This window comes from Verrucomicrobium sp. BvORR034 (assembly GCF_000739635.1).
Classification (GTDB): Bacteria; Verrucomicrobiota; Verrucomicrobiia; order Verrucomicrobiales; family Verrucomicrobiaceae; genus Verrucomicrobium.
This window is the reverse complement of record NZ_BATQ01000043.1, coordinates 58,194-69,056: the sequence shown is the minus strand read 5'-3', so window position 1 is coordinate 69,056 and position 10,863 is coordinate 58,194. Positions and strand designations below refer to the sequence as shown.

Annotated in this window: 12 protein-coding genes; 7 read left to right on the top strand and 5 right to left on the bottom strand. The window is 60.7% G+C overall.

The window, feature by feature from the left end; translation table 11 throughout:
- Positions 1–70: 70 nt before the first annotated feature.
- Positions 71–976, top strand: coding sequence for a transporter (locus BV034_RS07350; protein WP_265592743.1), 906 nt, complete (start codon positions 71–73; stop codon positions 974–976).
- 108 nt (positions 977–1,084) lie between these two features.
- Here the strand turns inward: BV034_RS07350 and BV034_RS07345 are convergent, their stop codons facing one another.
- Together BV034_RS07345 and BV034_RS07340 are read right to left on the bottom strand one after the other, a co-directional pair.
- Entirely contained in the window at positions 1,085–1,666 is a 582-nt protein-coding gene (locus BV034_RS07345) for a hypothetical protein (RefSeq protein WP_265592742.1), read from the bottom strand.
- Between the two features lie 100 nt (positions 1,667–1,766).
- Positions 1,767–2,012: a hypothetical protein gene (locus BV034_RS07340; protein ID WP_050025620.1), complete on the bottom strand. Its 246-nt coding sequence runs from the start codon at positions 2,010–2,012 to the stop codon at positions 1,767–1,769.
- A gap of 161 nt (positions 2,013–2,173) precedes the next feature.
- Here BV034_RS07340 and BV034_RS07335 point away from each other — a divergent pair, with 161 nt between their 5' ends.
- The 6 genes from BV034_RS07335 to BV034_RS07310 all read left to right on the top strand — a co-directional run bounded on the left by BV034_RS07335 (position 2,174) and on the right by BV034_RS07310 (position 7,533).
- A complete protein-coding gene (locus BV034_RS07335; protein WP_050025618.1) occupies positions 2,174–3,133 on the top strand; it encodes a phosphoglycerate dehydrogenase in 960 nt (319 codons plus the stop codon).
- A gap of 74 nt (positions 3,134–3,207) precedes the next feature.
- Positions 3,208–4,326 carry an Ldh family oxidoreductase gene (locus tag BV034_RS07330; RefSeq protein WP_050025616.1) on the top strand — a complete coding sequence of 373 codons (1,119 nt, stop codon included), beginning with the start codon at positions 3,208–3,210 and terminating at the stop codon, positions 4,324–4,326.
- The gene (locus BV034_RS07325) at positions 4,238–4,837 is read left to right on the top strand and encodes a Uma2 family endonuclease (protein ID WP_081887646.1); all 600 of its coding nucleotides are present in this window, start codon (positions 4,238–4,240) and stop codon (positions 4,835–4,837) included. The genes BV034_RS07330 and BV034_RS07325 overlap by 89 nt, the downstream gene beginning before the upstream one ends.
- A gap of 672 nt (positions 4,838–5,509) precedes the next feature.
- Positions 5,510–5,956, top strand: a complete 447-nt coding sequence (locus BV034_RS07320) for a hypothetical protein (RefSeq protein ID WP_050025612.1) — start codon at positions 5,510–5,512, stop codon at positions 5,954–5,956.
- Between the two features lie 21 nt (positions 5,957–5,977).
- Positions 5,978–6,385, top strand: coding sequence for a hypothetical protein (locus BV034_RS07315; RefSeq protein WP_050025611.1), 408 nt, complete (start codon positions 5,978–5,980; stop codon positions 6,383–6,385).
- Positions 6,386–6,450: 65 nt separating this feature from the next.
- The gene (locus tag BV034_RS07310) at positions 6,451–7,533 is read left to right on the top strand and encodes a sugar kinase (RefSeq protein ID WP_050025609.1); all 1,083 of its coding nucleotides are present in this window, start codon (positions 6,451–6,453) and stop codon (positions 7,531–7,533) included.
- 34 nt (positions 7,534–7,567) lie between these two features.
- Here BV034_RS07310 and BV034_RS07305 read toward each other — a convergent pair whose 3' ends face one another.
- The 3 genes from BV034_RS07305 to BV034_RS07295 all read right to left on the bottom strand — a co-directional run bounded on the left by BV034_RS07305 (position 7,568) and on the right by BV034_RS07295 (position 10,712).
- Positions 7,568–8,188, bottom strand: coding sequence for a hypothetical protein (locus BV034_RS07305; protein ID WP_265592741.1), 621 nt, complete (start codon positions 8,186–8,188; stop codon positions 7,568–7,570).
- Between the two features lie 209 nt (positions 8,189–8,397).
- Positions 8,398–8,991, bottom strand: coding sequence for a sigma-70 family RNA polymerase sigma factor (locus BV034_RS07300; RefSeq protein ID WP_050025604.1), 594 nt, complete (start codon positions 8,989–8,991; stop codon positions 8,398–8,400).
- An 8-nt stretch (positions 8,992–8,999) separates the two neighbouring features.
- Positions 9,000–10,712, bottom strand: a complete 1,713-nt coding sequence (locus tag BV034_RS07295; RefSeq protein WP_265592740.1) for an ATP-binding protein — start codon at positions 10,710–10,712, stop codon at positions 9,000–9,002.
- Positions 10,713–10,863: the final 151 nt, after the last annotated feature.

Sequence of the window (10,863 nt, the reverse complement as noted above, 5' to 3'; positions counted from 1 at the left end):
TTCTCCTGATGGCGACCATCCCGGCCGCCACAGGCGAGACGTGCAACAACCAGACAACAACCAAGTCTAAATGAAACTCACACCCTCCCTGGCCTCCGTCCTTGCCGTCTTCACGGCAGGAGCGGCTATGGCTGCACAACCCTCCGCCACGCTTCCCACCGTGGTGGTAAATGCCCCTCCCACCCAAACCTCCACCGGCTCCTCCCTGGCCGAAGAGGCCCTCGTGGGCCCCTACAACCAGCCCGAGTGGACCGGTCACCGCCGGTTCAGCACCACACGCGTTTACCTCCAGCGTCAGCCGTGGGAAGTCGGATTTGAGCAGTGGTGGCGCGTCCGTCAGTATGACGACGCCCCTGAGAAGCACCTCTTCATTGAAGAGATCGAGATCGGCCTGCCCTACCGCATGCAGCTGGACCTCTACTATGACTGGGTGCATGAAGAGGGCGAGACCCTGAACAAGGACTTTGCCGTCGAGCTCCGCTGGGCGCTCGCCGACTGGGGTGTCATTCCCTTGAACCCCACCCTGTACGGGGAGTACAAGTTCACCGATGACGACTACGGCAGCGATGTCTATGAGTTCAAGCTCCTCCTCGGTGACGACTTCGGCCCGCGGCTCCACTGGGGTTTGAACCTCGTCTATGAGCGTGAGACCAGCGGCGAAGAGGCGCAGGAGTTCGCGGTCACTCAGGGTATCAGCTACACCATCATCGACCAGGTGCTCTCAGCTGGCCTCGAAATGCAGTTCAAATACGAAAACGTGGCCGGTGAGCGCGACAATGGCGAACACAAGTTCCAGATCGGACCTTCGGTTCAATGGCGTCCCTCACACAACACTCACATTGACCTCGTCGGCCTCTTTGGCTGCACGGACGAGTCTCCGGACTTCGAAGGCTTTGTAGTGTTCGGCATCGACTTCGGCTCCCTCAAGGGCGGCGAAGACCACCACTACAAGCCGGTGTCTGGCTTGCGGAATTGACCAGCGGTTTTCTCAGTAGAGTGAACCACATGCAGTAGTGCGCGCCGCACCCCAATGCAGGGGGGTGCGGCGTTTTTTTCAGGCTGTCTCGCAGATGGCAGGTTTCCATCAATACAAATTGATCGCGACCGCTACTACCGTCACCAGTCCCGCTATCAGGAGAAGGCATCGCCCCCACAGACCTTCCCTCTTCGCCTTCCCCATCAAACCGAACAAAATGTGAGTCATGAGTGCAGCAGCAGATGCCGCCACCAGTACGCCCAGGATCCCGAAACCGAAATGCACGTGAAAGCCGGGAAGCCTCGATATCTCTACACCCACCAAAAAGAACAGGTAGTTTACCAGATAGCCTGCGGCGAGCGCCCCGAAGAGGCCAACAAAGCCAATCAACAGGCTCGGGAAGTCAGGCTCAGATTGAAAGCTCCCGTCGATTTCCGTCTCCCTCATCTCAGGGGACTGATCAGCGGCCGGATCGGAATTGAGAACACCGGGAGTGGCTGCCAGGATCTCCAGCGCATCTTCCGTGTCATCCTGCTCCACCCACAAGGTTCCCATCAAAACTGAGCCTGGGCCATAAAAGCACATGGCATTTTCACCACATAGGTGGGAGTCGATTCCGTGTTCCGCGAGGACACCCCTCACAATGTGAGCGCGCCAGGGTGCACAAAAGTATGCCAATGAGATCAGCATGATTCAATCGGGATGAAACGCGAAAACTCAACGCGCATCCACCATGCTTCGACACAAGAGGCTCCGTTTGGCCCCTTGATCCGCTCCGAGAAAAAGGGGCTCAATACGTAAACAGCTGCTTCAGCGCAAACTGGCGGTCCAGGGTGCGATCACGGAGGAGGCCGTTGAGGGCTTCTGTGATGCGGACTTTCATTTTGGGAGTGAGGCGGCGGCCTTTCCGGGCGCGTTGCACCGCCTTGTGAGTCAGCGGCTCTGGGCAGGCGGCCACGAGGTCATGATTGCTGATCGTCAGTTCTGTGAGAATGGCGTCCAGTGGCTGGGGGCCATTGTCGAGCTGCTTTTCCATATAAAGATGTTAGATTTTCAGGATTCCGGGAATGTGCCAGAGGGGTGGAGAAGTTACTCGTTTTCCCTCCGCTGTCCATCGACTGATCCCGGCCCTGCCATCTTGCTGGACTCTCGCGGAGCTTCTGCTATGTCCCCCACTCCGCCTTTTTTGCCCAGCCCATGACCCGAGTCCTCCTCACCACCACCTCGTACCAGGACACTCCTGGCGACCACCACGCCCTGCTCGAATCCCAGGGCTTCGAGATCCACCGTGAGCGCGGGCCTCTCCCAGAGAGCCGCATGCTGGAACTCGCTGGTGAGTTCGACGCCTTCCTCTGCGGGGACGACGAAATCACCCAGGCTGTTTTGGAGAAATCCCTGCCCCGCCTCAAGGTCATCAGCAAATACGGCATCGGCCTGGACAAGATCGATGTCACTGCCTGCACTGCCGCCAAGCTTCCGGTGCTCTTCACCCCCGGTGTGAACCACACCACGGTGGCCGAGCACACCTTCTGCCTCCTGCTGGCCCAGGTGCGCAACCTCGTGGACTCCGCCAATGCCGTCCGCAACGGCCAGTGGAAGCGCGTCACGGGACATGAGATCTGGAACAAGTCCATCGGCATCGTCGGCCTGGGCCGCATCGGCCAGGAAGTGGCCAAGCGCGCCATCGCCTTTGGCATGAAGGTGCACGCCCTGGATCCCTACTGGCCGGAGGCCTTCGCCACCGAAAACGGCGTGACTCGTCATGAGCAAATCGAGACCATGCTGCCGGAGATTGACGTGCTGAGCCTGCACGCCAACCTCAGCGAGTCCACTCGCCATCTGGTCAATGCCGAGCGCATCAAGCTCTGCCGCAAGGACCTGCTGGTGGTGAACACCTCCCGCGCCGAGCTGGTAAACATGCCCGACATGATCGCGGCGTTGAACGCTGGCACCGTAGGCGGCTACGCCACGGACGTGCTCGATGAAGAGCCCCCGCCGGCCGATCACCCGCTGCTCAAGCACCCCAAGGCCCTCATCACCCCGCACATTGGCTCCCGCACCTACGAGAGCGTGCCCCGCCAGGCCATGCGCGCCACCCTCAACCTCGTGAACTACCTGAAGGGCGAGAAGGACGTCATCCAGGCCAACAAGTTCTGAGTCGGCTGGAAAAATGGAGCACTGGAGTATTGGATTACTGAATCACTGGATTTCCGAGTTACCGAATTACTGACATGCCAACGTATCGCATTCTTCCCACCGCTGCGCACAACGATCTGGTGCGCAAAGCCTACACCCACCGCGGATACACCGCTGCTGAGGCGGAAGACGCCGCCCGCTTCTGTGAAATGGCCTCCGTGCATGGCATCCGCACGCACAATGCCATCAAGGCCCTCCATCTGGACCACCTGTTTGGTTCCGCCGTGGGCGGTTGCAAACCGGGTGCCGAGATCAAGGTCATTGAGAAGCCCTTCGCTGCCAGCCAGGTGTGGGACGCGCAGCTCAAGCTGGGCCAGAGCGTGGCCTTTGAGGCCATGGAGACCTGCATGAAGCTGGCCGACCAGTACGGTATCGGTCAGGTGAGCGTGGACAACGCCTTCCACTACCTCTGGGGCGGTGGCTACGTCATGGATGCCGCCAAGAAGGGGTACATCGCCTACACCAACTGCACCTCCACTCTCGGTGAGGTGGTGCCCTTTGGTGGCAAGTTCCCTGTGCTGGGCACCAACCCGCACTCCTGGGGTCTGCCGACCATGGATGCCTGCGGGTTCCCGATCGTGATCGACTGGGCCACCTCCACAGTAGCCATGGGTCGCGTGCAACAACTCCGTCGTGAGAACAAGCCCCTGCCTCCCGGCGCGGCTGTGGATGCTGAAGGCAACCCGACCGACGACCCGCACAAGGCTCAGTGGCTACTGCCCTTTGGTGCGCACAAGGGCTACGGCCTCTCCCTGCTAATCGAAGTGATGGGAGCCCTCATCGGCGGCTCTCTCCCGACCATCCGTGGCGGCGGCGGCCATCCCGACTTCAAGGACAAGCCTCTCGAAGCAGGCGAGAAGCGCACCAGCAGCTTCTACTTCCAGGTGATTCATCCAGATGCGATCGGCTCCGGTCTCTTCGCTAAGGGGCGCAACCAATCCCAGAACGTGAAGGCCGTCCTTCAGGACATCCTGGGTCACGGGAACGAAAAGTGCATGCTGCCCGGGCAACCCGAGGCGGACAACGCTAGCCACACCGCCAAGGCGGGCGGCCTGCTCTTCACGGATGCAGAAGTCGAGGCGCTCAACGAGATCGCCGAAGAGTGCGGCCTGCCGAAGTTCGACGTGGCGGCATTGCCAACGTACGAGGTGTAGGGTATCCTACTTGGCTATGCCAGGACTCACTTGGGATGAAGTTTGCGCAGATCGGTCTTTGGCCGATCTGCCTTACAAAATTGAGACCAATCGCTACGGGCAGATTGTCATGAGTCCTACGAAACACTGGCACAGCCAGCAGCAGTCCGACATTCATCTCCGACTGTCCCGGCTGACCAAATCTGGCTATCTCCTGCTGGAAGCGGCAATCGAGACGCCTGAAGGGGTGAAAGTAGCAGACGTGGCGTGGGGATCCGCAGCCTTTCAGAAGGCTCACGCGAAAGATGACACTTTGACCGCCGCGCCTGATCTCTGCGTGGAGATCCTTTCTCCGTCGAATTCCAAGGCAGAAATGCAGGAGAAGCTGACGCTCTATTTTGCTTACGGTGCCAAAGAGGTCTGGCTTTGCGATGTGAAGGGCAAGATGACCTTTCACAACTCTCCGTCTGCAACCGTCGCGACTTCAGTATTGTTTCCGAAGTTCCCAGCTAAGGTGATTGGGAAGCCGTAGTGCATCTCTTGGGTACTCGGGAGCTGCTAGGGGAGCGCACGCATCTTGCCGCGAACGTCAGGCAGCGCACGACATCACCTCCGATTGACCTGGAGGTGTTGAGGGCGGTGGGAAGAAAGGGAATTCTGTAGCATCCTCACCTGATCACCTTCTGCGGAGACACCCAGGGGGTCTCCGTCCACTTCGTGGCCTTTGCCCCTGGGCTGGGCTCTGTGGGCCTTTCAGGCCCAAATCCGCTCTGGAGACTATCAACTGAGAACCGACCCGCCAGGGAACCACCTGGAAGCGTCCGTCTCAGTTCGAAGTTGATCCCCAGCGGGGATCTCTAACACAGCCCAACGTTGGACGAGCCCTAGGCGAGTCAACGTTGGGTACCTCCAAAGAGGAGGATCAGGTGGGGAGGCCGACAGCACCTGCTTTTCCCCAACTGCCATCAACGCCTCCACGTCAGACAGATGCGATGTCCATGGAATTTGCGACACCATCGACATCCTATTTCCAAGTTACGCCAAAAAAACCTCCCCTTCCCTACTTCGGTGAACTTACCAAAAGGGTGTCGATGGTGTCGCAAAGATGGGCGTGATAGACCTCACGCGCCTAACAGTCCCGTTTTCTCCTTGCTTGCAAGGACTCAATTGCCAGCTCCATTGCTGCGACAGTCCTTCTCAAATCATGGCACACGGACGCAAACGATGCTTCATCGGCGGAGTTCTTCTGGGCGGCATTTCCGCCGTAGCAGGACTCGTGATTCTGGCACTGGGTGTCGGCATCACACCCGGGCCGCCCGGCTACCCTTATTTCACAGAACCCAGCGCCCGTGCTGCGACCTTGGAATGGGCCCGTCTGAGCCCTTTCCCCACGGACGTGGAAGGATTCACCATCACCACCAGCGGCAGCATGTTCACCCGTGGATTCAGGGTGACGTTCTTCGGGAATCCATCTGACATCTCGAAATGGGTGGAGAGTTGCCCAGGCATCGTCGACCCCGAGACCAAGAAGACGACGGACAGGGATGGAACGGTTACCTACGACATACCCGCCGGAGACGGCGCCACGTTTGCTCGAATGATTTATCATCCAGACCGGGGCACAGTCATCATCCGAACCCACTGGAGCTAGCGGGTGAATTCCAACACCACGATGACACCACCCAGCCCCGTTCGTCGCAGACTGGCCACTCACTCGCATGAGGGGCTGATCGCCTCTCTGATCCTCGGAATCGGCACCTTCCAGCAGCTTGTGTTCAATTTCACATGGTCGTGGGCAGAAGCCCTCGGAGTGGCTCTGGCGGCAGCAACTGGGGTGTGGCTGCTCTACCGTCCCCGCCGCCGATTCATCGCAACGGAGGGTGAGGCTTTGATTCTCACGGACCGAGTCCAGACGATTACCCTTCAAGCGCAAGAGATCGAGAGCTACTCGATCGAAAGCCGGACCCGCCACGAACTCGTCGTGCATCTGCGAGGGGCTGAATCCCCTGTCAGATTTCCGATCCACGGGTTCTACAACCAAAGAAAAATCGAGCGCCTTTTGAAAAACCTTGCCCACTGACGCACCGACGCACCGCCCACTGGATACTTGCGCCCCGTCTCTCGCTCGCTTAGCTGACGGGGCTCATGTCCGCTCCGTCCACCGCCTCTCTCGATCTCCTCGCCCTGGGTGAAGTCCTTTTGCGTCTCGACCCGGGCGAGTCCCGCGTCCGCACGTCCCGCCAGTTCACCGCTTGGGAAGGCGGCGGCGAGTACAATGTGGCGCGTGGATTGCGCCGTTGCTTTGGTCTGCGCACAGGCGTGCTGACGGCCTTTGCCGACAACGAGATCGGTCGCCTGCTGGAAGATTTCATCCTGCAGGGCGGTGTGGACACCTCCTACGTGAAGTGGGTACCATACGACGGCATCGGTCGCGCCGTGCGCAATCCCATCAATTTCACCGAACGCGGTTTCGGCATTCGCGGAGCCAAGGGCTGCGTGGATCGTGGCCACAGCGCTGCCTCCCAGCTCAAGCCCAGCGACTACAACTGGGATGAGATCTTTGCCAACGGCGCGGTGCGCTGGCTGCATACAGGCGGCATCTTCGCCGGCCTTTCCGAGACCACGGCCCAGCTCACCATCGAGGCCTGCGAGGCGGCCAAGCGCCACGGCGTGACGGTCTCCTACGACCTCAACTACCGTCCCTCTCTTTGGCAGTCCAGGGGCGGCTTCCCCACGGCCCAAGCTCTGAACCACCGCCTTGCTCCGCATGTGGATGTCATGTTCGGCGTGCTGACGGACGACGAGCCAGCGGCGATTGCCGGTAACGATGATCCCAATGACATCTTCGCGGCCCAATCCGCCGCCTTGCAAAAGGGCATCACCGGCATGTTGGAGCGCTATCCCAACATCAAAGTGGCGGCAGCAACGCTCCGCCGCGTGCACACCGCCTCCCGCAATGACTGGGGCGCGCTGGCTTGGATCGATGGAGCCTTCCATCGGGCCAAGAATTACCCCAACCTCGATCTGATGGATCGCATTGGCGGGGGCGACGGTTTTGTGGCAGGGCTCGTCTATGGCATGCTCACCGGCCAGACGCCACAGCTGAGCCTCGATCTGGGTGCGGCCCACGGCGCGCTCGCCATGAGCACTCCGGGAGACACCAGCATGGCCACGCTGGCCGAGGTGCTGAAGCTGGCTCAAGGCGGCGATGCCAAGGTGCAGCGATAAGCTGCAGCAGCCATTCTTTGAAACGGGGAGTCGCCTACGGGTGCTCCCCGTTTTCCATTTTCAGCAGGCCGGGTGCCGCACCCTTGGTCATGACCCGGCCGCTGTAGAGCTCCACGGCGCGACGCGCCACAATATCCACGATGGCAGGCTGCAACGTCCGAGCCGCCACGTTTGAGACCGCCATGGAGGCCCATGTCAGGGGGCTGTTCCAGCGAAGAACCTGCCACACGGGCAGCAGCCGCTTGTACCACTTGTTCAGCTTCTGCACGGTCTCGTGCTGCATCATTTCCTTCCCCTTTTCCCAGGTCTTGTAGGCCGTGTGGGCACTTACATCCACCAGCTTGCCAACAGTGCGGGTTTGCAGGAAGTCGGTCACATCCGTGGCTGCAAGCTGAATGGCGCGCGTGAAATGGCTCAGCCCCGGTGCGAGCAACGGGTGCGGCGAATCCGGGTGGTACACCAGCGCGATCTCCTTCACCAGCCGGGGAATCTCGTCCACCAGCGGCGGGAACCACTCTGGATTGGGGTTTGTGTGCCAGCGCATGCGGTTCTTGCACGCCTCCACGACCGCCAGGGCTGCCCGGTCCCGCTCGCCCGGTTCATGGGTGAAAAGCTCCGCTGCCGAGGCATGGCGGGCCGTCTTGAGATCCGACATGAAACGGAGGCCATACCATATAAACAGGCCACCCATCCCGCAGACGAGGCCCGCCAAAAATATGAGTATCTCTTTCCACATTGCCGTTGATGCAACCTTGGTCGGACATGCGGGTCCGGTCAAGGGACAGGCAACGACCCCACAGTCTCCAAAAGGAATACGGGGCCTCCTACCATGGAGGTCGTGAAATGAGCACGGAGAGCCCCCCGCTAGACCATGAGCGCCCGGGAGACATGCAGGAGCTCCACCACGGACTGGGCCCCCAGCTTGTCCATCAGATGCGCGCGATGAAATTTGACGGTGCGTTGGGCGATTCCCAGACGATCCGCAATTTCCTTGTTCATCAACCCCTCCACGACCAGTTGGAGCACCTCCCGCTCTCTGGGCGTGAGCGACTCAAACACCTTCCGGAAACGCTGCGCCTCCCGGTCTTTTCTCAAGGCCTGCCTCACCGTCTCGATCAGCTCCGTCCCCTTGAGCGGCTTCATCAGAAAGTCGAACGCCCCCGCTTTCATGGCCACAACCGAGTCGGGCACGGTCGCTTGTCCCGTGAGGAAGATGACAGGCCGGGTGGCGCAGCGGCGGACCAGTTCCTCCTGCAACTGGAGACCGTCCATCTCCGTCATCGCCAGGTCGAGCACCACGCAACCCGGCCGCTGCGGTTCATATGCTTCCAGGAAATCACGAGGGGAGGCGAAGGGTGCCACCTTGAACCCGGCCGCGCGAAGGAGGGATGCCGCTGCCTCAAGGAAATCCGGCTCGTCGTCGACGAGATAAATCAGGGCGTCGCGATCATCGGTCATGCAGCGGGTCAGGGGGTCAGAGGCAGGACGAGCCGGATGGTGGCACCTCCCCTCTCAGCGTTCAAGGCCTGAATGGAGCCGCCATGATCTTCGGCGATCTGTTTGCAGATGGACATCCCGATGCCCAGGCCCGTCCTCTTGGTGGTGAAAAAGGGCTCAAACAACTTCTCCCGCACTTCCGGGGTGAAACCGGGGCCTTGATCCCTCACCACCAGAGAGGCGGTGCCATTGCCCAAGGAGGTTGTTTCCACCTCCAGCCGCCGCTGACCAGCCGGGCTTGCTGCCATGGCCTCGACGCCATTGAGCATCAGGTTCACCAGCACCTGCTGGATCTGCACGGGATCGCCCTGGATCGCGAGGGGTGCCTCAGACAGGTTGGGGATCAGCATCACCTTGCGGGTCGAGAACTCGCCACGCATCAGTGCCAGCACCTCCCTAACAGACTCATTGAAGTCAAAGCTCCTTCTGGATGGAGGCTCCCGCCTGATCATGCTTCTCACCCGGTCGAGCAAACCACAGGCGCGGTCATTGGCCCGGGCGATATTCTGCAACAGCCGCCCCGTTTCCCCACCCTCTCCCTGAAGGCCGACATGCATCTGGGCCGCCTCCACCCCCAGCTTGATGGCCGCCAGGGGTTGGCTCAACTCATGACTCAAGGTGCCCGAGATTTCACCGAGCAGGGATACCCGGGTGAGGTGCGCCAATTCATCCCGCTTCACCGCGAGCTGTTCCTCAGCCCTTTGACGCCGTCGCCACTGGATGAGCAGAGCGGTGATGAACGCGCTCTGCACCAAAATGATGACAACGGCTGTCAGCGCCCGCCCCCAGTAGGCCTCCAGGAAGGTGGGCACCCGGTTCACGATCACACTCTGTGGGGGAAGCTGACTTTCCTGAATCCCCCAACGCTTGAGCTGGGGCCAGTTGAACCAAGCGCGTGAGGGTGCCATCCCTCCGGACAAGAGCACCGGCTGCCCGGCCGCAGCCAGGGCCAGAAGGCGGGCGGCGCGAGGTCCCATCTGGCTGTAGTCGGGCCCGATGCCACCAAACGCCCCTACCTCCACGGCTCGCTGGGCGAAGACGGAGTACACAGGCCGCGGGCTCACCTCCGCGATCTTCTCCAGCGCCTCGCCTCCGATCATCCATTCCCCAGCACCGTCGCTGAGCAGGCTGGGTGATAGCACCACCGAATCCTCCCCCAACCCAGCAAGACGCTGGCGGATCTCCGCCATGGACAAACCCGCCCAGAAATCGAACTGCACACGGCCCTCCAGTTGCCCAGCCCGCATCCTGATGTAGCCCTCCCAAAGCCGGTCAAAAGGAGCTGTTCCGGTGATGACGACCACACGCTTCAAACCGGGATGCACCTCGAGGGCAAATTTGATCGTCGGTACAGGATCATAGTCCACCGCCTCGCCGTAGATGCCGGGCACCTTGTTCCAGCGGGTGGCCTCGCTCTCACGCACGGCCACATGCACAACCGGAGTTCCGGGAAACAGCCGCTCGCGATGCGCAGCGGCAAACCGCAGTGACATCTCCGTCACGGCCACCACCCCGGCAAGGCTCTGCCCGTCATATTTACGGGCCAAAAACTCCACAAGCTGTCCCTCGTACTCCTTGGAATGGAAGCGGCTGAGATCAAGCCATTCCACGAAGACCTCTGTGTCACGGCCAAATTCTGTCTTGATCGCCTCCACCACATCGCGGTTGAGTTGGGAGATCAAGGGGAGCAGTGAGCCCTCACTGTTCAGTACCAGAATCTGGCGTTGCTTCAACGGGCGAGGGCTCTCAGAAACTCTGGCAGGGGCAGACGGCAAGGAAGGCGGTGCAAAGTCCGACTCCCCCGCAGCCCTGCACGGAGAGAGGAGACAAGCC

Coding starts and splice junctions, on each gene's coding strand:
- BV034_RS07320 (WP_050025612.1), top strand. CDS start 5,510: ATGGCACACGGACGCAAACGATGCTTCATCGGCGGAGTTCTTCTGGGC.
- BV034_RS07335 (WP_050025618.1), top strand. CDS start 2,174: ATGACCCGAGTCCTCCTCACCACCACCTCGTACCAGGACACTCCTGGC.
- BV034_RS07350 (WP_265592743.1), top strand. CDS start 71: ATGAAACTCACACCCTCCCTGGCCTCCGTCCTTGCCGTCTTCACGGCA.
- BV034_RS07345 (WP_265592742.1), bottom strand. CDS start 1,666: ATGCTGATCTCATTGGCATACTTTTGTGCACCCTGGCGCGCTCACATT.
- BV034_RS07315 (WP_050025611.1), top strand. CDS start 5,978: ATGACACCACCCAGCCCCGTTCGTCGCAGACTGGCCACTCACTCGCAT.
- BV034_RS07310 (WP_050025609.1), top strand. CDS start 6,451: ATGTCCGCTCCGTCCACCGCCTCTCTCGATCTCCTCGCCCTGGGTGAA.
- BV034_RS07330 (WP_050025616.1), top strand. CDS start 3,208: ATGCCAACGTATCGCATTCTTCCCACCGCTGCGCACAACGATCTGGTG.
- BV034_RS07340 (WP_050025620.1), bottom strand. CDS start 2,012: ATGGAAAAGCAGCTCGACAATGGCCCCCAGCCACTGGACGCCATTCTC.
- BV034_RS07300 (WP_050025604.1), bottom strand. CDS start 8,991: ATGACCGATGATCGCGACGCCCTGATTTATCTCGTCGACGACGAGCCG.
- BV034_RS07325 (WP_081887646.1), top strand. CDS start 4,238: ATGCAGAAGTCGAGGCGCTCAACGAGATCGCCGAAGAGTGCGGCCTGC.
- BV034_RS07305 (WP_265592741.1), bottom strand. CDS start 8,188: ATGTCGGATCTCAAGACGGCCCGCCATGCCTCGGCAGCGGAGCTTTTC.